15 protein-coding genes are annotated in these 18,300 nt (G+C 62.2%); 8 read left to right on the top strand and 7 right to left on the bottom strand.

Annotation, left to right across the window (positions count from 1 at the left end; all coding sequences use genetic code 11):
• The 4 genes from VN623_RS02295 to VN623_RS02280 form a co-directional block, all read left to right on the top strand.
• Positions 1-2,626, top strand: a 2,626-nt coding sequence (locus tag VN623_RS02295; protein ID WP_325567700.1) for an alpha-2-macroglobulin family protein, incomplete at its 5' end; no start/stop codon positions are given.
• A gap of 8 nt (positions 2,627-2,634) precedes the next feature.
• Positions 2,635-4,809: a penicillin-binding protein 1C gene (pbpC, locus tag VN623_RS02290; protein ID WP_325567698.1), complete on the top strand. Its 2,175-nt coding sequence runs from the start codon at positions 2,635-2,637 to the stop codon at positions 4,807-4,809.
• Between the two features lie 83 nt (positions 4,810-4,892).
• A complete protein-coding gene (locus VN623_RS02285) occupies positions 4,893-5,972 on the top strand; it encodes a poly(3-hydroxybutyrate) depolymerase (protein WP_325567697.1) in 1,080 nt (359 codons plus the stop codon).
• Positions 5,973-6,048: 76 nt separating this feature from the next.
• The gene (locus tag VN623_RS02280; protein ID WP_325567695.1) at positions 6,049-6,996 is read left to right on the top strand and encodes a hypothetical protein; all 948 of its coding nucleotides are present in this window, start codon (positions 6,049-6,051) and stop codon (positions 6,994-6,996) included.
• Between the two features lie 6 nt (positions 6,997-7,002).
• Here VN623_RS02280 and VN623_RS02275 read toward each other — a convergent pair whose 3' ends face one another.
• From VN623_RS02275 to argH, 5 genes are all read right to left on the bottom strand, one after another.
• A complete protein-coding gene (locus VN623_RS02275) occupies positions 7,003-7,974 on the bottom strand; it encodes a glycerophosphodiester phosphodiesterase family protein (RefSeq protein WP_325567693.1) in 972 nt (323 codons plus the stop codon).
• A gap of 95 nt (positions 7,975-8,069) precedes the next feature.
• Positions 8,070-10,760: a TIGR02302 family protein gene (locus VN623_RS02270; protein ID WP_325567691.1), complete on the bottom strand. Its 2,691-nt coding sequence runs from the start codon at positions 10,758-10,760 to the stop codon at positions 8,070-8,072.
• Between the two features lie 315 nt (positions 10,761-11,075).
• Positions 11,076-12,353 carry a diaminopimelate decarboxylase gene (lysA, locus tag VN623_RS02265; RefSeq protein WP_325567689.1) on the bottom strand — a complete coding sequence of 426 codons (1,278 nt, stop codon included), beginning with the start codon at positions 12,351-12,353 and terminating at the stop codon, positions 11,076-11,078.
• A 79-nt stretch (positions 12,354-12,432) separates the two neighbouring features.
• Entirely contained in the window at positions 12,433-12,654 is a 222-nt protein-coding gene (gene lptM / locus VN623_RS02260; RefSeq protein WP_325567687.1) for an LPS translocon maturation chaperone LptM, read from the bottom strand.
• Positions 12,655-12,710: 56 nt separating this feature from the next.
• Positions 12,711-14,120, bottom strand: a complete 1,410-nt coding sequence (gene argH, locus VN623_RS02255) for an argininosuccinate lyase (RefSeq protein ID WP_325567685.1) — start codon at positions 14,118-14,120, stop codon at positions 12,711-12,713.
• 38 nt (positions 14,121-14,158) lie between these two features.
• Here argH and VN623_RS02250 point away from each other — a divergent pair, with 38 nt between their 5' ends.
• Positions 14,159-14,785 (top strand): TlpA family protein disulfide reductase, encoded by a 627-nt coding sequence (locus VN623_RS02250; RefSeq protein WP_325567683.1) that lies wholly within the window; start codon positions 14,159-14,161, stop codon positions 14,783-14,785.
• A gap of 49 nt (positions 14,786-14,834) precedes the next feature.
• Here VN623_RS02250 and VN623_RS02245 read toward each other — a convergent pair whose 3' ends face one another.
• Positions 14,835-15,083 carry a hypothetical protein gene (locus VN623_RS02245; RefSeq protein ID WP_325567681.1) on the bottom strand — a complete coding sequence of 83 codons (249 nt, stop codon included), beginning with the start codon at positions 15,081-15,083 and terminating at the stop codon, positions 14,835-14,837.
• 236 nt (positions 15,084-15,319) lie between these two features.
• Between VN623_RS02245 and dapD the strand changes: the two genes are divergently transcribed.
• Genes dapD through dapE form a run of 3 tightly spaced genes read left to right on the top strand, consistent with a single transcriptional unit; the run spans position 15,320 to position 18,093 of the window.
• Positions 15,320-16,162, top strand: coding sequence for a 2,3,4,5-tetrahydropyridine-2,6-dicarboxylate N-succinyltransferase (dapD, locus tag VN623_RS02240; protein ID WP_325567679.1), 843 nt, complete (start codon positions 15,320-15,322; stop codon positions 16,160-16,162).
• Between the two features lie 3 nt (positions 16,163-16,165).
• Entirely contained in the window at positions 16,166-16,924 is a 759-nt protein-coding gene (locus tag VN623_RS02235) for a hypothetical protein (protein WP_325567677.1), read from the top strand.
• Positions 16,921-18,093: a succinyl-diaminopimelate desuccinylase gene (gene dapE, locus VN623_RS02230; RefSeq protein ID WP_325567675.1), complete on the top strand. Its 1,173-nt coding sequence runs from the start codon at positions 16,921-16,923 to the stop codon at positions 18,091-18,093. Before VN623_RS02235 ends, dapE begins: the two co-directional genes overlap by 4 nt.
• A 122-nt stretch (positions 18,094-18,215) precedes the next feature.
• On the opposite strand, the gene VN623_RS02225 is transcribed toward dapE, so the two are convergent.
• Positions 18,216-18,300 (bottom strand): HU family DNA-binding protein (locus tag VN623_RS02225; protein ID WP_325567702.1); only part of this gene is annotated, 85 nt, incomplete at its 5' end.

Here is an 18,300-nt window from a genome sequence, read left to right as displayed (position 1 = left end):
GATGAAGGAAGTCGAGATCGCCAAGGGCGGCGGCGAAGTCGACATCCCGGTTTCCGATACCTGGGGCCCGGGCGCCTACGTCACGGCGCTTCTCTACCGGCCGTTGGATGAAGTTCAAAAGCGTATGCCGAGCCGCGCCATTGGCATCAGGTGGCTGCCCATCGATCAGAGCGGCCGTGAACTCAAGGTCGCAGTTACGCTGCCGGAGAAAGTTAAATCCGGCACGACGGTCACCGTTCCGTTGAAGATCGAGGGCCTGGCACCCGGCGAAGACGCACGCGTTGCCGTTGCCGCCGTCGATCTCGGCATCCTCAATCTGACGCGCTACGAGACGCCGGCGCCAGAAGACTGGTTCAACCAGCAGCAGAAGCTGTCGTTCGAAATCCGCGATTTCTACGGTCGCTTGATTGACGGCATGCGCGCCGATCGCGGCAAGCTCAAAACCGGCGGCGATGCGGGCGGTCCGGCAATGCAGGGTAATCCGACGGTCGAAACGGTCGTCTCGCTCTTTTCCGGCATCGTGCAAGTCAAGGCGGACGGCACGGCCAGCGTCGACTTCGAGCTGCCGGACTTCAACGGCACCGTGCGCGTGATGGCGGTGGCCTGGAGCAAGGACAAGGTCGGCCACGGCTCCGGCGATCTGATCGTTCGCAACGCAGTGGCGCTCACCGTTGCCGCGCCGCGCTTCATGACCCTCGGTGATGAAGTCAATCTCGGCTTCGACGTTCACAACGTCGATGGTCCGGCGGCGGCCTACAAGATCGCCCTGTCGCAAAAGCAGGGCGATGACACGAACGAAACGCTGACTTCGATTGCCGACAAGACGGCCGACCTCAAGACCGGCGACCGCACGCTGCAGCGCATCGCGTTCAAGCCGACTGAGCTTGGTCCGTTGACGCTGAAAGCCGTGGTCACCGGCCCGAACGACATCCTAGTCAAACGCGAGATGACGTTCGAAGTCTTGCCGCCCGCTGGCGACATCAAGCGCACGACGATCTCGTCGCTGAAACCCAACGGCGGCAAGCTAAGCGTGACGCGTGATCTGGCCCAGGATTTGATCCCGTCACGGACGCGCATCAATCTGTCGGTCGGCCCGGCGGCGCGCCTCGACGTACCGACGTTGTTGGCTCAGCTCGATCGCTATCCCTACGGCTGCGCCGAGCAAACGGTGTCGCGCGCCATGCCCCTTGTCGTCGCCAACGCCGTCGCGGCGCAAGTTGGTATCGCGGCGGACAAGGCGCTGAAAGAGCGTGTGCAGGGAGCCATCGCGCGCGTCTTCGAGATGCAGGATTCCTCAGGTGCCTTCGGCGTCTGGGGTCCATCCGACACCGATCTCTGGTTGACGGGCTACGTCACGGACTTCCTGACGCGCGCCAAGGAGGCGGGCTATGACGTACCGCGCGAAGGCCTCAACCGGGCGCTCGACCGGCTGCAGAACTTCATCGCCTACGCATCCGATTTCGAAAAAGGCGGCGAGGATCGTGCCTACGCCCTCTACGTGTTGGCCCGCAATGGCCGCGCCCCGATTGGCGATCTCAGATACTACGCCGATACCCGCATCGATCGCTTCTCCACGCCGCTCGCCAAAGCTCAGGTCGGCGCGGCGTTGGCGATGATGGGCGACAAGGAGCGCGCCGAACGCGCGTTCACGGCGGCGCTCGCCGCGATGCCGGAAACGACACCCGACACCGGCTATCGCAGCGACTACGGCTCGACGCTGCGTGATGGCGCCGCCCTCATGACGCTCGCCGCCGAAACCGGCGTCGCCAAGGCCGAGCAGCCGAAGCTGGCGAATGTCATTGCCAAGGCCTACGAGACGCGCAGCTATACCTCGACGCAGGAACAAGCGTGGATGCTGCTCGCGGCCAAAGCTCTTAACGACGAGGTCAAAGGCACGACACTGTCGGTCGACGGCAAGCCGGTTTCCGGTCCCGTGTTGCGCGGTCTCACACCTGCGCAACTGAAAGACGGCGCGCTGACGATCACCAACAATGGTGACACCGCCGTCGATGCGGTGATCTCGGTCATCGGTGCCGCGCTGACGCCCGAACCGGCCATCTCGAAAGGCTTCAAGATCGAACGGCAGGCTTACACGCTTGATGGCAAAAAGGTCGATCTCGCAAGCCTCAGTGGCGGCAAAGCGGACGTGAAGCAGAACGACCGCTTCGTTATGACGGTGACGGTTACGTCTGATGAAGCCAGCGGCCGCGTCATGGTCGTCGACCGTCTGCCGGCGGGATTCGAAATCGAGAACCCACACCTTGTCGACAGTGGCTCGATCTCGGGGCTCACCTGGCTGAAATCGACGGCCGAGCCTGAGCATACCGAGTTCCGCGATGACCGGTTCGTCGCCGCCTTCAATTTCGCGAACGTCCGCAGCGAAGGCGATACGTCGTCGGAAAATTCCAGCGATACGGTTCAGGTGCCAGATAACGGCACGGTCGTGACGCCCGACGGCACCGTCCAGAAGAAGCCGCCGCCGGTTTCGGCAACGCTCGCCTACATCGTGCGCGCCGTCAGCCCCGGCACCTTCGTGCACCCGGCAGCAACGGTCGAGGACATGTATCGGCCCGAGCGTTACGCGCGCACCGCCGCCGGTACGCTTACAGTTTCGGCGAAGGAATAAGGTCGCCGATGTCATCTGAAAGTCACCAGACTAGCGATTTGCCGGCGCAAGGCGGACAGACGTCCGTTTTGCGCCGCCGATCTTGGCGAAAGCTGGCACTGGCTTCCCTCATCACGCTGCTCGCGTTCACGGGCGCCGCGTACGGACTTTATCTCAAGGCATTCGCCGACGCGGGATCGCTGCCGCTCGAAGAGGCGAAGGCCCTATCCGTCACGGTCGTCGATCGCGACGATCGTCTGCTACGCGCCTTCACCACGACAGAAGGCAAATGGCGACTACCGCTCGACCCAAAAGATGTCGATCCGCATTACCTCAAGATGCTGTTCGCATTCGAGGACAAGCGCTTCTACAGCCACCACGGCATCGATCCGAAAGCGGTTGCTCGCGCTGTGCTGCAGATGGTGCGCCACGCGCGCATTGTCTCCGGCGGCTCGACGCTGACGATGCAGGTCGCTCGCTTGCTCGACGGCAAGCATGAACGCACACCGGGCGGCAAGATGCGCCAGATGGTCCGCGCACTCGAACTTGAGCGTGCGTTGTCAAAGACAGAAATTCTGAAGCTCTATTTGCGGCTGGCGCCGTTCGGCGGCAACCTCGAAGGCGTCAGAGCGGCGTCGCTGGCTTATTTCGGCAAAGAACCGCGCCGGCTTTCGCTCGGAGAATCGGCGTTGCTCGTCGCGTTGCCACAGTCGCCGGAAGTGCGCCGGCTCGATCGCAACCCCGAAGCGGCACGTCGCGCACGTAACCGCGTTTTGAATCGAGCCGTTGGGGCGCATGTCATCACGGCTGCGGACGCGGAGAAAGCCAAGGCGGAGCGCATCCCGACGATCCGCCAAGCGTTCCCGATGCTGGCGCCGCATCTCGCTGAAACGCAAGTTGCCGAGCACCCAACCGAACAAATCATCAGGCTGACGCTCGACCGCAATCTCCAGGCAAGCCTTGAAGGTCTCGCGACCGAGCAGGCCCGGCTATTAGGCGATAAGGTCTCGGCTGCCATCGTCGTTGCAGATCATCAGACGGGTGAAATCCTCGCGCAGGTCGGGTCGGCCGGCTACATGGACTCCAGTCGCCAGGGCGCCGTCGACATGGCAACGGCGGTACGCTCGCCGGGCTCGACGTTGAAGCCATTCATCTACGGGTTGGCTTTCGAAGCAGGTCTCGCGCATCCCGAAATGCTGATCGAGGACAGGCCGGTGCGCTTCGGCACGTATCAGCCGAAGAACTTCGACGAGGGCTATCACGGCACCGTCTCGATCCGCGAGGCGCTGTCACAATCCTTCAACATCCCCGCCGTCCGCGTACTGGCGCGCGTTGGACCCGGCAAGCTCGTTGGCCGCTTCCGGCGCGCCGGCGTCATGGCACGGTTCCCCGACAAATCCGAGCCGACACTGGCGATGGCGCTTGGCGGCACCGGACTGACACTGCAAGAGATGGCGCAACTCTATGCCAGCCTGGCGCGTGGCGGCGACAGCATCACGTTATTCGACCGCCTTGACGAACGAGGCCGGGTTCTCGCGGCAACGCGCGTCAAACCACTCGTCAACGCGCACCGGCTAATGTCCCCGTTGGCGGCTTGGTACGTCACCGACATCCTGAAGGATGCGCCGCCTCCACCCAACGCCAAAGGCGGACGCTTCGCCTACAAGACCGGCACCTCATACGGTTATCGCGATGCCTGGGCCATCGGCTATGACGGAAAATACGTCATCGCGGCCTGGGTCGGCCGGCCCGACAATTCGAGCGTTCCGGGATTACTCGGGCGAACCGCCGCCGCTCCGATCCTGTTCGACGCCTTCCAGCGCATTTCTGAGCGCCGCACGCCTTTGCAAAGCCCGCCCGCCAACGCGATCCGGGTGACGAATGCCGATTTACCCGCACCGCTGAAGCGCTGGCGCGACCCTGGCGATGATCCCGTCGCGGGGCACTTCATCGAGCCGCCGGTGCTGATTTCGTTCCCACCCGACCAATCGGAGATCGAGGAATCGGATCTCGGCGGCGACGCTCTCGTTCTGAAAGCCGACGGCGGAGCATTACCGCTTACTTGGCTCGTAGACGGTGCACCGATCAAATCGGACGCGCACGCGCGCGAAACGTCGTGGCAACCGGCGAGCACCGGCTTTGCAAAGCTCACGGTGATCGATGCCAATGGCCGCACGGATCGCGTGTCGATCAGGTTAAGGTAATCCCTTCGTGACAGTGGCGCGACTGAGTCCCGCGCGCTAGATTCACGCCAGCTTCATCCGGATCGAAACACGTGACACGCCGAATGTCAGCACGGAACTTTGCGCTCGCGGCAGCGGGTATAGTTGCGCTTGTCACCGCTGGATGCCGCGAACCGCCGCACGAGGCGGCCCGTCAGTTGCCGGCGCTCGGAGCGAAAGTCGACGAGACATCGGTCTCCGGCATCTCATCGGGCGCCTACATGGCCGGTCAGTTCCAGATGGCGCACGCCAAGCGCGTGACGGGAGCCGCCATCATCGCGGGTGGACCTTACGGCTGCTCGGAAAGCATTTTCGCCAACACCATTCCCGGTGCGGGCACGGCATTCTTAAACCTGAGCAAAGCGGTCAATGGCTGCATGCTCGACATGCTCGGCAGTTGGGGCGTGGCGGACCCGGCCGATCTGGCGCAGAAAGCCCAGCAGCGCGCCGAAAAAGGTGAGATCGATCCGATCGCCGACGTTGCGCGCGATCGCATCTACCTTTTCACCGGCACGTCCGACCACACCGTCGCATCGTCGATCGTCAAGCACGCCGAAGAATTCTACGCCAAGCTCGGTGTGCCGGAAGGCAACATGAAACTCGTCTCGACGGTGCCCGCCGGCCACGCCTTCGTAACCGACGGCGAAGGCAGCGCATGCGATGTTTCGGGCCAACCCTACGTCGTCGACTGCAAATACGATCAAGCGGGCGAACTGCTGAAGCAGATCTACGGGCCGTTGCAGCCGCGCGCGCAAAACGTCACCGGCGACTTCGTCAATTTTGACCAGCGGCCGTTTGGGGTGAGCGAAGATAACGGCGGTCTCGCAGAAACCGGCGTGGTCTATATTCCGAAGACATGCCGCGAAACGCCGGGCTGCCGGGTCCACATTGCCTTCCACGGATGCTCACAAAATCGCGAGACGGTCGGCGATGCGTTCATCAAGGAATCGGGATTTGCCCGATGGGCCGACACAAATCGTTTGATCATCCTTTTCCCGCAAATCGCCGCCTCGCCGATCAATCCGCAAGGTTGCTGGGATTGGTGGGGTTATACCGGTCCTAAGTATTTGACCCGCGACGCGCCGCAGATTGCCGCAGTGAACCGCATGCTGGACACCTTGCAAGGCGACGGCCGAGGCGCGTAAAGGCATTGCGGGCTGCCGCGAAGCGCCCGCCGGGAATGCCGAATTTTCGCGCCGTCAATTTCGGGGGAGGCTGGACATGATTGCGCGCGATGCTTTGCTGGCACCGCTTTGGCCGTCGCGGCGGATCGCATCGGCCTCTCCTTTCAGAACAGCGGAATGCGCGGCGGCGATCGCGGCGATGGGCCTGCTCGTCGTCGCGGCGGCAATGCCGAGCGACCGCGACGCTTCGCCGGCCGCCGCATCCGCAAGCCCTTCCGTTTCGACAGCAAGAAATCCGGGCCGCGAATACGATTTCGGCGCCTATCTCGGCGCGCCCTATCATTACCCGAGCGACTTTCACCTGGTGAAGCCCGGCGTCAGCGATCTCACCATCAAGAACGTCGAATGGTTCACCAAGCCCTTCGACAATCCGCTCTACTACGGGGCCCGCATCCAGCGCTGGCTCGAAGGCGGACGCCTCGGCATGATGCTCGACTTCACGCACTCGAAGGCCTACGCGCCGATGGAGCCGGAGAAAACATTCGAGGGCACTCTTGACGGCAAGCCGGTGCCGCCCAAAGCCAAGGTCGACGATTATTTCGACAAGCTCGAATGGTCGCACGGCCACAACATGCTGACGCTGAATGGCCTGATACGCCTGCCCTCGCTCGGCATCATCTCGCCTTATGCGGGGCTCGGCGCCGGCGTTTCACTGCCGCATTCCGAAATACACCTGAAGACCGATCCGCATCGCACCTACGAGTACCAGTACGCCGGCCCGACCGCGCAAGCGCTGTTCGGCCTGGAGTTGCGGCTCAGGACCGGATCGATCTTCATCGAATACAAATTCACGACCGCCGACTATTGGGGACCGCTGACGGGGCGCAACGGAACATGGCTGCCGATCGACATGTGGCGGCAGTTCTCGCGCTGGTGGAGCGGCGAGCCGCCGCCCAATGGTTGGGCCGGAGCGAAGTTGACGAGCCACCAGGTGATCGGCGGCTTCCTCAAGCGGTTCGTGCCGAACACGCCTACGGCGCCATAAACAGGTTCAATGTTTAGCGAGCTTCGAAAGCACGTCGATGCGGTCCGTCGCGATGCCGGCCGAATAGCCGACGGGCAATTGGCGAAAATCTTCGGCGCTATCGATACTCGTCGAGAACGGTCCGCCTATGTAGCGGCCAATAGCAAATGTCGCCGTATTGACGGCTGCCATGCGGGCATCAAATCGATTGGGCCAACCCCACAGCCAGGGTCCAACGTTGCTCGGGATCAACAGGATTGAATTCCGGCAAGGCTCCGGCACGTAGCCTGTCCAGCCGAGTAACATATAGCGCAGCAGGCACGACTTGATGTTCGCACGCGACATCGTCCGCAACAGTGGCATACGCTCCTTCAGCGACGCGATCGGCAATTCCCCGCCATAGGCCATAATGTGCGAAAGCTGCTGCGGAGATCGCTTGTCGAGCGCATCGGCCAGCAATCGTCCCTCAACTCGATCGTTGCTCTTGATGTTGATCAGGAACGATCGCTCTGGAAAAGCATCGAGCACGTCCGTAAGCGACGGCATCAACCCGACGCCCCGGCCGCGAAATGGGAAGGTCTTGCCGCCGTCCGCCGTGTATCCGTATCCGATGTCGAGCTTCTTCAATTCGGCAAGTGAATGCGCGCGGGTGACGCCATGGCCGTCCGTGCGGCAATCGAGCGTCCAGTCGTGAAAGACCGCAAGCTGCCCGTCAGTTGTAGGGTGCACGTCGATTTCTACTGTCGACGCCCCCAAATCGAAAGCGGCTTTGATCCCGGCAATGGTGTTTTCGAGAAACGGATGTGAAGGTGGGTCGATGCGCGAGGCGGTACACGTGTCGCCGGTCAAACCTTCAGTGCTAAAGGTTTGATGCAAGCCGCGATGGGCCAAAAACGCCGGCGTGTCAGCGGGCGGCGAGACGAGAGCGCTTGCATTTGCGAGATAGAGTGAAGTCGCCACAACAAGCAGGATGGCGAAGAGCCTTGGAGTTGTCCTCATTTGCGGCAGGCACTGCGCATGCAATCGATTGACGGTGCGAGCCGCGATGATAGCGGCAGCAAGAGCACGCTGCGGCTATTCAAGACCGGGCGCACCTAAAACCGCTTCAACAGGCGATCGATGTAGTCGAGTTCGTCTTGTGGCCTGAGACTTTGGCCGGAGCGCTTGCGAAGCTCATCCAGAATTTCGCGCGCCCGCTGCGCGTCGATGGCGTCGGGCACCTTGACCGACGTGCCGAGGTCCGGACCTTGCGCCCGCTGCGGCCGCCCCAACGGATCGCGAGGACTATTGCCGCCGCGGCCTAGGCGCTGCTGGGCGTTCTTCTGCATCTGCTCGGCCATCTGCTGCGCGCTCTGGCGCATTTGTTCGAGCGCCTGCCCCTGCTGGTTGGCCGCTTCGTCGAGATCGCCCTGCTTCAGCGCATCTTCGGCCTTGCCCATCGCATCCTCGGCGTTGCCGAGCTTCTCGGGATCGCCGGCGCCCATCTCATCGAGATCTTTTTTCAGTTTGTTGAGCTCATTGCGCAGCTGCGCCTGGCGATCCTTGAGATCGCCTTTGCCGCGCCGCTGCTGCCCGCCCATCTGCCCTTCGTTGCCCTGTTGACCCTCACCCTGCTCGCCGCCGCCCTGCTCGTTGGCGTCCATGCCCTCCTGGCCGGCACCCTGTCGGCCTTGCCCCTGCTGACCCTTGCCGGACTTCGAAGAACCTTTTCCGTTGGGATCATCTTGCGAACCGCCGCGTGGCTGGCCCTCCTGGCTCCGTTGCTGACCAAACGTATCGTCCATCAGCTGCTGCTGGCGTCCGGTGAGATCGCTCAGCTCGTTGAGCTTCTTCATCATCTGCTGGGCGCGCTGCTGCTCGGCGCGGGCTTCCGGCGTGTTGTTCGCCTGCAGACGATCCATCAGCTCACGCAGCTCCGACAGCGCCTTCTCGGCTTCCTCGCGCGACCCTTCCCGCGCGCTCTTCTCGAGGTTCTTCAACATCTGATCGAGATCTTGCTGCCCAAGCTCCTGCAGCTGATCGCTCTGCTGCTGATCGCCGGAAGGATTGTCCTTTTGGGCGTTCTTCTGCATCTCGTTGAGATAATCGTTGAGCCGCTTTTTCAGCTCGGCCAGCGCGGCTTGGATTTCCTTGTCGTCTGCCCCCTTTTCGAGCGCATCGGACAGCCGGTCCTGCGCATCTTTCAGCGCCCGCTCGGCCTGGGACAGCGCGCCATCCTCGACCTGCAACGCGAACTGCCAAAGCTCATCGACGGACTCGTGGATGGCGGCGCGCGTTCCTAGCCGGTCGAGGCGATGGCTGATCGCACGTAGGCCGAGATAGACCGAAGTGTCGTTGATGAATCCTTCCGGCTCCATCGTCAGAGCGTCGAGCGCCCTCACGACCATCGGCCGGTTGCGCGAATCTTCGGAAAGTTTGCGGCGCTGTTCGACCAGGGCGCGGGCCAATGGTTTCCTGAAGCGCCTGGAAGGCAGCACGATCTCGATCGGCTTGCTGCGGCCGATCTGGCCGGCGACGTCGGTCGCTTCCAGCCAAAGTTCTACGCGCTGCCCGGCCCACGGGTGCTCGCCGATTTCGAGAAGCGTCGAGGTATCGACCTTTTTGGCGCCGGGCCGGGGAATTTTGAGAGCCAGTTCGGGCGGCCGCTCCAGGGGCAAGCGCGGACCGCTCAATGGACGTGGCCGCGCCCAGGCCTTCGAAGGATCTCCCGCCTTCGGCTTCAGCTGCTGGACCTTCACCCGGGCACTGGCGAGGCCGTAATCGTCCTCGGCCTCATAGGCGACCCGCATCGAGCCGCGTGGGGTGCCGCTGATGTCTTTCTTGAGCGAGATCTTGGGCAGCGCGTCGGCAACCACGTCGAACGTCCACTGCCCAAGTTCTGTCGAACCGGACAGCGCCCGGATGCGCGAGGATTTGCGAATCTCGTAACGGACTTCAGAGACGTTGGAGGTATCGCCGGGTTTGACTTTTTCAGGCGCAACGGTGACCGGCTCCGAGGCGCCAACGCTCAGCACTTCGAGCGACACGCCTTTGTTGGCGAAACCGACGCCTCTGAGCGTCAGAAGGCTGCGGTCCGGAATCTCAAAAAAGCTCTTTTGCTCGTCGGGATTTGTCGGCGCCTGCTGAGCGCCGTCGGCCAGCAGAACCGGAGGCAATGCCGTGTAGGGCGGTGGCGTGACCCAGGCATCGACACGCTTTGGCGTGCCCTGACCAGCGACGCCGAAGCGGAACGCCGATGCCAAGCGATCGCCGAGGCTTCCCGTGACCAGCAGTGCCGCCGGAATGAGAAGCAGCACCGCCAGTGAACGCAGCGCCCACGGGTCGAAGCGGTCGGTCCGCGGACTTGGCGGGCCGACGCGCAAGCGGGCAATGGCACGCGCCAAGCGCTCGCGGTGCGCCTGCCAGAGCGCGCTGGTGGCGGCGTTCGTGGCGCCGGAAGACAGCGTATCTTCGTAGGACGTCGCCGGCCGATGCGGCACGTCCGAGCGGCGCTCGATGCGCCGGATGGCCTCTTCGCGTGTCGGCCACGGGATGCGCGCCGCATAGACGATTGCAGCCACGGCGGCCAGCCCGAAAGCCGCAAGGACGACCTTATGAACCACGCCGTCGAGATAGAGCCAAAGCCCCAGGAATGACAGGACGGCAAAAATCAGCCCGAGACCAATCAGCAGCCACAGGCGCGGCCATAGCCGCTCGAACACGAGGGCAAGCGTACTGAGGCGAACTTTGCGGGCAAACGACCGCGAAGGCGCCGGATCGGAATCCTGGTTTTTAGGCTCTACCATTCAGCTAAACCTAACACGGCGTGGAACCCCGGCACCTTAACATAATGCAACGTTAACCCCGGAAAACCTCGGCTTTCAGCGCTCGCCGCAACGCCTCGAGGGCGACCTGCCGCCTCCCATCTTGCGAAGCCGCTTGCGACAACCGGGATCGCGGCAACGCACCTGGGTCCCGGCTCTCCGCTGCGCTCCGGCCGGGATGACAAGTGTGCGCGAGCGGGTCAGACTGAAACAAAAGAACTGTCATTCCGGGCGAGCCACTTAGCGAGACCCGTGACCCAGTACTTGCCGGCGGGGAATGACAATGTTGCTTTGATATCAGCCCTGGTTCACCAGCCACGGCGGCAAACTATCGGCACCGATCAACTCGTCATAACTCGGACGCGGCCTAACGACGGCATAGCGATCCCCGTTCACGAGAACCTCGGGGATGAGTGGACGCGAATTGTACGTCGATGACATGACGGCGCCGTAGGCTCCAGCCGTCATGACTGCGATCAGGTCGCCGGCCTCGAACGGCGGCAAGGCCCTGTCCTGCGCCAGGTAATCGCCCGTTTCGCAGACCGGGCCGACGATATCCTGCTGCATCGGCGACATATCCGAGCGCATTTCCGCAACCGGCCAGATGTCGTGATAGGCCTCGTAGAGCGTCGGCCGAATGAGATCGTTCATCGCTGCATCGACGATAGTGAATGTTCTGTCCGCGCCTTCCTTGACGTAGGTAACGCGCGTGACGAGAACGCCGGCGTTGCCGACGATCATGCGGCCCGGTTCAAGCACGATTTTGAGACCAAGGCCGCCCAGCGCCTGTTTGACGGCCGCAGCGTACTCGTCGGGATGCGGCGGCACGTCATTGTTACCGCGATAGGGAATTCCCAAACCGCCGCCGATGTCGATGTGTTCGAGCGCAATGCCGTCGGCATTGAGATCGCGCGCCAGAACGCCGAGCAATCGAAACGCGTCGCGGAACGGCGCTAGATCCGTGATCTGGCTGCCGATGTGCATGTGAATGCCCGCGACCTTGATGCCGGGCAATTTCGCCGCCTTCGCGTAAAGCGCACGGGCATCGGCATAGGGCACGCCGAACTTGTTTTCCGATTTGCCTGTTGAAATCTTGGAATGCGTCTTGGCATCGACGTCGGGGTTGACGCGCAGAGCGATCGAAGCGGTTTTGCCGACTGCCGTTGCGACGTCGCTCAACGCCAAGAGCTCAGGTTCGCTCTCGACGTTGAACCCGAGGATACCCGCTTCGAGCGCATAGGCCATTTCGGCGCGCGTCTTGCCGACGCCCGCGAAAATGATCTTCGACGGCGGCACACCCGCGGCCCGAGCCCGGCGAAGTTCGCCTTCGGATACGACGTCCATGCCGGCTCCGATGCGCGCCATCGTCGCGAGGACGGCCTGGTTGGAGTTGGACTTGACGGCGAAACAGATGAGCGCGTCCTGGTCGCGAAAGGCGTGCGCCAATACTTCGTAGTGACGCTCGAGCGTCGCGGTCGAATAGCAATAGAATGGCGTGCCGACCTCGTCGGCGATGCGTGCGAGGCTTACGTCCTCGGCGTGGAGGATGCCGGATTTGTAGTGGAAGTGATGCATGGCAGCGCTTCTAGCCGAACGAAACGTTCGCGTCAGTCGGAAATGCTCGGAAAGTTCGACGGTTAAGTGAAGCGGTCGATCAGCGCAGCAGCGGATCGAGTACGAACGGCTCGTGCGGCTTCTTCGGAGCGTCCGAATTCGTCCCCGGATCGGCCGCGTCGGCCGACTTCGCCTGGCCCGAAGCTTTGGCTCCTGGAGGCGGCTCAAGCGGACCTTTGACGCCGCAGCCCGCAAAGACAAGTCCCGCAACGCCAATCAGCGCAACGGCGATCCATGACTTTGTGCGCAGCGACGCTGCCATACGAGCAAAACTCCAAAACCTATTGGCCGCACGGATTGCGGCCTCGATGAATGGTTCTAGCCCTTCCCCCGGGCCTTTTCCAACCGCCTCAGCCATTGACGCGCCATTTTGGCGACGTTCTGTGGCGCAGTTCCCCCATAGCTCGTCCGGCTTTTGACCGAATTTTCGACAGACAACACCGAAAATACGGCTTTCGTAATGCGCGGTTCGACCGCCTGCATGTCGGACAGCGCCAATGCGTCGAGATCGACGCCTTTCGCCTCGGCGGCCTTGACGATGGCTCCTGTGACGTGGTGCGCGTCGCGGAAGGGCATCTTTAGCTCCTTGACGAGCCAATCGGCGAGATCGGTCGCCGTCGCGTAGCCGCGCCCGGCGGCTGCCCGCATGGCCTCGGGGTTAGGCTCGAGATCGGCGATCATGCCGGCCATCGCCGCCATGACGAGCCTTAGACTCGAAAGCGCGTCAAATGTCGCTTCCTTGTCCTCCTGCATGTCCTTCGAATAGGCGAGCGGCAACCCCTTCATCACGATGACGAGACTTTGAAAGGCGCCCGCAATGCGCCCGACCTTGGCGCGCGCCAGTTCGGCAGCGTCGGGGTTGCGCTTCTGCGGCATGATCGACGAGCCAGTCGTGAAGCGATCCGAGAGCTTCACGAAGCCGAACTGCGGCGTCATCCAGATCACGATCTCTTCCGCCAGCCGCGAGAAATGCACGGCCGCGATCGTCGCTGCGGCAAGCGTCTCGAGCACGAAATCGCGGTCCGAGACGCCATCGAGCGAGTTGGCCATCGGCTTGTCGAAGCCAAGTGCTTCGGCGGTTTTTTGCCGGTCGATCGGAAACGACGTCCCCGCGAGCGCCGCCGAACCGAGCGGACTTTCATTAAGCCGCTTCCTCGCGTCGGCAAACCGGCCGCGATCGCGCCCGATCATTTCGACGTAGGCGAGAAGGTGGTGTCCGAACGTCACGGGCTGCGCCGGTTGCAGATGCGTGAAGCCCGGCATGACGGTTGCCGCATGAGCTTCGGCTTTCTCGGCCAGTGCCTGCTGCACGGCCTCCAGCGCCGCATCAATACCATCGATGCAATCGCGGACAAAAAGCCGGAAATCCGTCGCCACCTGATCGTTGCGCGAGCGCGCCGTGTGCAGCCGCCCAGCCGCCGACCCGATCAGACCCTTCAACCGGCTTTCGACGTTCATGTGCACGTCTTCGAGCGCGTTCGAGAACTTGAACGTCCCGGCTTCGATCTCGGCCAGAATCTGATCGAGCCCCTTGGCTATTTCGCGCGCGTCGGCTTTGGTCAGGATGCCGGCTTCAGCCAGCATTTGCGCGTGTGCCTTCGAGCCGCGGATATCCTGAGGCGCCAATCGCTTGTCGAAACCGATCGAGGCATTTATCTCCTGCATGATCTCGGCCGGAGACATTGCAAAGCGGCCACCCCACATGGCGTTGGCGGGCTTGTCAGACACGAGTGACTCCGTCGGCTTGAAAAGAAAGAAAGTACCAGATGGCAGCGAACGGCGTGGGCACGGCCCAAAAGGCCCTGTGGATAGTGGCGCTGTCAGCGCTGATCGGGTTCGCGGCGGTATACGTTATTAAAGGCCGTTCTGACAACGCGCCATCGGCGGGGGTGACGGCACCGACGGCCGAGACCGCGGCGTCATCGGATGCGTCGTCCGGCGCAATGGCCGCCTTCGTCAAAAAAGCGACGCCGGCGCCACTCCCCGACATCACATTTCAAGACACCTCGGGTAAGGACGTGACGCTGTCGAGCTTCAAGGGCAAGACCGTGCTCTTGAACCTCTGGGCGACATGGTGCCAGCCATGCCGAGAGGAAATGCCGGCACTCAACCGGCTACAGCAAGCGCTCGGCAGCGACAAATTCGAGGTCGTGGTCTTGAGCCTCGACAGGCAGGGGCTCGACGCTTCGCGCAAATTTCTCGACGAGGTCAAAGCCCACGATGTTAAGCTTTACACCGACGTGACGACGAAGCAGGGGCTGGCGCTGAAACTCGTCGGAATGCCGACGACGATCCTCATCAATAAGGACGGCCTTGAGGTCGGCCGCCTGGCCGGCCCCGCCAAGTGGGACTCGCAGGAGGCCAAAAAGCTGATCGAGGCGGCGATGAATTAGCCACCTCGAACAAGCGCCATTGAAAGCGGATCGGGAAAAGCCTTCGACCTTACTTTTTCTTGTTGGCTTTTTGGGTCAACGCCGAGGCCGCCGCCGATTTGGCCGCCTTGCTGGCTTTCGGATCGCGCATAACTTTCGAGGCTGTCGCAGCCACCTTGGCGCTGGTCATTTCCTTGCTGCCCTTCTGCGTCAACGCAGAAGCAGCGACCGACTTCTCAGCCTTGCTCGCTTTGGGATCACGCAGGACCTTCGAGGCCGACGCCGCGACTTTCTTGCTGGTAGATTCCGATCTCGCCATGACATCGCTTCCTTGTTTCATGGACCGCAAAACCGCGGTCCGAGGCGGCCGAACAATTGCAGATTCGGACGCGCAGCGTAATCGGCGTCAAGGGTCGTGCGCCCCACTTTTCGCAGCTTTCTGTGAACTGTGTTTCAATGCTCGCAGTGCCCCGCCTGTCATGGAATTGACACCCCGGCGGGGAGGGGCGACAAGGCGCGTCGGCGATTGCGCCCAAGTCCGGAGATCCCACCGAAATGGCCCATGACGATCTGCAGAGAACAATCGAGACGGCATGGGACGCTCGCGACGGAATTTCGTTCGATACAAAGGGCCCGGTGCGGGAGGCTGTCGACACGGCCCTTGGCCTGCTGGATACGGGCGCGGTGCGCGTTGCCGAGAAGCAGGGTGGCACTTGGACCGTCAATCAGTGGCTGAAGAAGGCCGTTCTTTTATCGTTCCGGCTCAATGACATGGAGACGATATCCGGCGGCCCCGCCGGGAGTTTCTATTGGGACAAGGTGCAGCCAAAGTTCGCCGGCTGGACGGCCGAAGATTTTCGCAAGGGCGGATTTCGCGTGCTGCCGGGCGCCATCGTGCGCCGCTCGGCCTACATCGCCCCGGGCGCCGTGCTGCTGCCGTCCTTCATCAATCTCGGTGCCTACGTCGGTAGCGGCACCATGGTCGACACCTGGGCGACCGTCGGCAGCTGTGCCCAGATCGGCAAGAACTGTCACATTTCGGGGGGCGCCGGCATAGGCGGAGTGCTCGAACCGTTGCAGGCCGGGCCGGTCGTCATCGAGGATAACTGCTTCATCGGCGCCCGCGCCGAAGTTGCCGAGGGCGTCGAGGTCGGCGAAGGTTCGGTTCTGTCGATGGGCGTCTATCTCGGCGCTTCGACGACGATCATCGACCGTACGACGGGAGAGAAATTCTTCGGCAAGGTGCCGCCCTATTCCGTCATCGTGTCAGGATCGATGCCCGGCAGGCCGTTGCCCAATGGCGAACCCGGACCGAACCTTTATTGCGCGGTAATCGTCAAGCGGGTCGACGAAAAGACGCGAAGCAAGACGAGCATCAACGAACTTTTGCGGGATTAGATATTGGCGCATCGATCGACGTATCGCAAACTTGATCCTGGCCTCATCACCAAGACGCTCGAAGCTTTGCTCCGGCGTATCGAGGAGCGCTTTCCGGGCTCAGGTCTTGGACGCGTGTGCACGGACTTGGTCACGCTCGCCCGCGATACTTCGGCACGATCTGAGAAAGTCGCCCGCTCGAATATTGCTCTGAAAACGCTGATCTGGCTCGCAATAGCGGCCGGCGTTTTGCTGCTCGTCGCCGTCGCCCAACTGATCTTTACCAGCACGAAGACCAACGATGATCTCTTCGGCACGCTGCAGGGCATCGATTCCGGATTCAACATCATCGTCCTGATGGGCGCGACGTTGTTTTTCGTCTCGACCCTCGAATCGCGATTGAAGCAGCGGATGGCTTTGAAAGAGCTGCATGAGTTCCGCTCGATCGTTCACGTCATCGATATGCATCAGCTGACCAAAGACCCGAGCATGCTCGGAGCGGTCCACACGTCAAACTCACCGGATCGAAGCCTGACGCCGTTTGAACTGATGCGCTACCTCGATTATTGTTCCGAAATGCTGTCATTGACGGCGAAACTTGCCGCACTCTATGCCGAGAAGCTGAGCGATCCGGTTGTCGTCGATACGGTCGGCGACATCGAACGCCTGACGTCCGACCTCTCCAGCAAGATCTGGCAGAAGATTACGATCGTGCAGAGCCTCGAGGGCCGCGACATGCCGTTGCCTTCGGCACAGGAACTTTATAGGCCGAGCGCATCATGACGCTTGTCCCGACAGATCCAATCGCCCTGGCACAAGCGCTTATCCGCTGCGAGAGCGTGACGCCGGACGAAGCGGGCGCGCTGACGCTTTTGCAAAACGTTCTCGAGCCTGCAGGCTTCACCTGTCATCGCCTGATATTCTCCGAGCCCGGCACACCCGACGTGGATAATCTTTACGCACGCCTCGGCTCCGGCCGCCCGCATCTTTCGTTTGCCGGACATACCGACGTTGTGCCGGTCGGCAACGACGCCGGCTGGACGGTGCCGCCGTTTGCCGGCGAAATCCGCGACGGACTCCTCTATGGCCGCGGCGCCGTCGATATGAAGGGTTGTATCGCAGCATTCGTCGCCGCCGCGCTGAAATACATCCATCACTACGGCGGACTGCCACGCGGTTCGCTGTCGTTCCTGATCACGGGCGACGAAGAAGGGCCATCGATCAACGGCACGGCGAAGATGCTCGACTGGCTGAAGGCGCGCGACGAAGTGGTCGATGCCTGTCTGGTCGGCGAGCCCTCGAACCCGCATGCCCTCGGCGACGAAATCAGGATCGGCCGGCGCGGCTCTCTCAATGCCGAACTCGTCGTCCACGGCAAGCAGGGACATTCGGCCTACCCGCAGATCGCCGACAATCCCGTGCCGAAACTCGCCCGCATGATCGATCGCCTGGCGACGGCAAAGCTTGACGGAGGGACGGCAAACTTCCAGCCGTCCAACTTGCAAGTGACCGTCATCTCGGTGCCCAACACGGCGACGAACGTCATCCCCGGATACGCCGTCGCCAAGCTCAATATTCGCTATAACGACACGTGGTCGCGGCCGACGATCGAGACCTGGGTTCGCAACACGGCGGCCCGCGCAGCGGCTGAACTCGACGCGAAATATGATCTGACGTTTTCCGGCACCGGCGATGTTTTCGTCACCCAACCCGGACGGCTGGTTTCAACGCTCAAGGACGCGGTTAAGTCCGTCACCGGGCGCGTTCCGGCGCTGACGACCGGCGGCGGCACGTCGGATGCGCGTTTCATCAAGGACATTTGTCCGGTCGTTGAATTTGGCCTGGTCAATTCGACGATCCACCAGGTCGACGAGCATACGAGCGTCGCCGATCTCAAATTGCTGACTGACATCTACGGCCGCTTCATCTCGAACTATTTCACGAGCGGTTAAGCGCTGGCCAGACGTCGGACTTCGGCGCCGGCGGCTGGCTTCGCGAGCGAAGTCGCCAGCTCCAAACAAAAAAGGCCGCCTCAAAAGGCGGCCTTTGAAGAATTCATAGCAAGAGACGATCGTTAGACCGACTCTTTCAAATCCTTGGCGGCGCGGAAGGCGATCTTCTTCGATGCCTTGATCTTGATGGCTTCGCCGGTCGCCGGG

The organism is Hyphomicrobium sp. (assembly GCF_035572195.1).
GTDB lineage: Bacteria > Pseudomonadota > Alphaproteobacteria > Rhizobiales > Hyphomicrobiaceae > Hyphomicrobium_B.
This window is presented reverse-complemented; position numbering and strand designations above follow the sequence as displayed.

Coding starts and splice junctions, on each gene's coding strand:
- pbpC (WP_325567698.1), top strand. CDS start 2,635: ATGTCATCTGAAAGTCACCAGACTAGCGATTTGCCGGCGCAAGGCGGA.
- VN623_RS02285 (WP_325567697.1), top strand. CDS start 4,893: ATGTCAGCACGGAACTTTGCGCTCGCGGCAGCGGGTATAGTTGCGCTT.
- VN623_RS02280 (WP_325567695.1), top strand. CDS start 6,049: ATGATTGCGCGCGATGCTTTGCTGGCACCGCTTTGGCCGTCGCGGCGG.
- VN623_RS02275 (WP_325567693.1), bottom strand. CDS start 7,974: ATGAGGACAACTCCAAGGCTCTTCGCCATCCTGCTTGTTGTGGCGACT.
- VN623_RS02270 (WP_325567691.1), bottom strand. CDS start 10,760: ATGGTAGAGCCTAAAAACCAGGATTCCGATCCGGCGCCTTCGCGGTCG.
- lysA (WP_325567689.1), bottom strand. CDS start 12,353: ATGCATCACTTCCACTACAAATCCGGCATCCTCCACGCCGAGGACGTA.
- lptM (WP_325567687.1), bottom strand. CDS start 12,654: ATGGCAGCGTCGCTGCGCACAAAGTCATGGATCGCCGTTGCGCTGATT.
- VN623_RS02250 (WP_325567683.1), top strand. CDS start 14,159: ATGGCAGCGAACGGCGTGGGCACGGCCCAAAAGGCCCTGTGGATAGTG.
- VN623_RS02245 (WP_325567681.1), bottom strand. CDS start 15,083: ATGGCGAGATCGGAATCTACCAGCAAGAAAGTCGCGGCGTCGGCCTCG.
- dapD (WP_325567679.1), top strand. CDS start 15,320: ATGGCCCATGACGATCTGCAGAGAACAATCGAGACGGCATGGGACGCT.
- dapE (WP_325567675.1), top strand. CDS start 16,921: ATGACGCTTGTCCCGACAGATCCAATCGCCCTGGCACAAGCGCTTATC.